Source organism: Vibrio sp. Vb0349 (genome assembly GCF_033338975.1).
The window spans coordinates 1-1,784 of the sequence record NZ_JAWOTS010000104.1 but is presented as its reverse complement, the minus strand read 5'-3'; the positions used below and the strand labels follow the sequence as shown (position 1 = coordinate 1,784).

The 1,784-nt window shown below is 49.4% G+C and carries 1 protein-coding gene; it reads left to right on the top strand.

Going from position 1 to position 1,784, the window contains the following annotated elements:
- Positions 1 to 1,784, top strand: a 1,784-nt coding sequence (gene gltB / locus R7Q47_RS23595; RefSeq protein ID WP_318089541.1) for a glutamate synthase large subunit, incomplete at both ends; no start/stop codon positions are given.

The window sequence follows — 1,784 nt, the reverse complement described above, 5'->3', positions numbered from 1 at the left end:
CATGGCGGTGAGTACCATGCCTACAACCCTGATGTGGTAGGCACACTGCAAAAAGCGGTGAAATCTGGTGAAAGTAACGATTATCAAAGTTTTGCCAAACAAGTAAACGAGCGCCCTGTCGCGATGTTGCGTGACCTAATGGCACTGAAAAAAACTGACTCGCCATTGCCACTTGAACGAATCGAACCTAAAACAGAATTGTTCAAACGTTTTGATTCTGCCGCCATGTCTATCGGAGCGTTGAGCCCAGAGGCACACGAAGCACTTGCAACGGCGATGAACCGTCTTGGTGGTTACTCTAACTCTGGCGAAGGTGGTGAAGATCCTCGTCGTTTTGGCACCGAGCGTAACTCGCGAATCAAGCAGATCGCATCAGGCCGTTTTGGGGTTACGCCTCATTACCTAACCAATGCAGACGTACTGCAAATCAAGGTTGCACAAGGAGCTAAACCTGGTGAAGGTGGTCAGCTACCAGGGCACAAAGTCACGGCAGAAATCGCCAAGCTGCGTTACTCGGTGCAAGGAGTGACGTTAATCTCCCCTCCTCCACATCACGATATTTATTCGATCGAGGATTTAGCCCAGCTGATCTTCGACCTTAAACAAGTCAACCCGAATGCCCTAGTTTCGGTGAAACTCGTCTCCGAGCCGGGTGTCGGCACCATAGCCACAGGGGTCGCAAAAGCTTACGCCGACCTCATCACTATCTCAGGTTACGATGGCGGTACGGCCGCAAGTCCACTGACTTCGGTGAAATACGCAGGTAGTCCTTGGGAACTTGGCCTCGCAGAAACCCAACAAGCACTGGTTGCAAATGGCCTTCGCCATAAGATTCGTCTTCAAGTAGATGGCGGGTTAAAAACAGGGCTAGATGTTGTTAAGGCCGCGATTCTTGGTGCGGAAAGCTTCGGATTTGGTACCGCACCAATGGTTGCTATGGGTTGTAAATTCTTACGTATTTGCCACTTGAACAACTGTGCAACGGGTGTGGCAACTCAAGATGAAACCCTTCGTAAAGAGTACTTTAAAGGCTTACCAGAAATGGTAATGAACTATTTTACTGGCCTTGCCGATGAAGTACGTGAGTTACTCGCAGCACTCGGCGTAGAGAAGCTGACAGACTTAATTGGTCGTACTGATTTACTTGAAGCCGTCGAGGGGTTCACAGCGAAGCAAACCAAGTTGGATCTATCAAACATCTTAGAAGCTCCTATTTCAGCCGAAGGTCATCCACTATTTTGGACGGAGCCAAACAAACCGTTTGATAAAGCCGAACTCAACCAAAAAATCGTTGATGATGCCTTGAATGCTGTCGAAAACAGCCAATCAGCAAGTTTCTTCTACAACGTCATCAACACCGACCGTTCTGTTGGCGCGCGTTTATCTGGTGAGATAGCAAAACGCTATGGCAACCAAGGTTTGGCAGCTTCGCCAATCAAAATCTATCTTGATGGTACGGCTGGCCAGTCGTTTGGTGTTTGGAATGCGGGCGGCGTAGAGCTTTACCTCACTGGTGATGCGAACGACTACGTAGGCAAAGGCATGGCAGGCGGTAAAATCGCGATTAAACCTCACCTAGGCACTGCATTTAAATGTAACGAAGCCACCATTATCGGTAACACATGTTTGTACGGCGCGACAGGAGGCAAACTGTTTGCTGCGGGTAAAGCGGGAGAGCGTTTTGGTGTTCGTAACTCTGGCACCATCGCCGTCATAGAAGGTGCTGGCGATAACGCTTGTGAATACATGACTGGCGGCATTGTGGCTATTCTTGGCGCCACAGG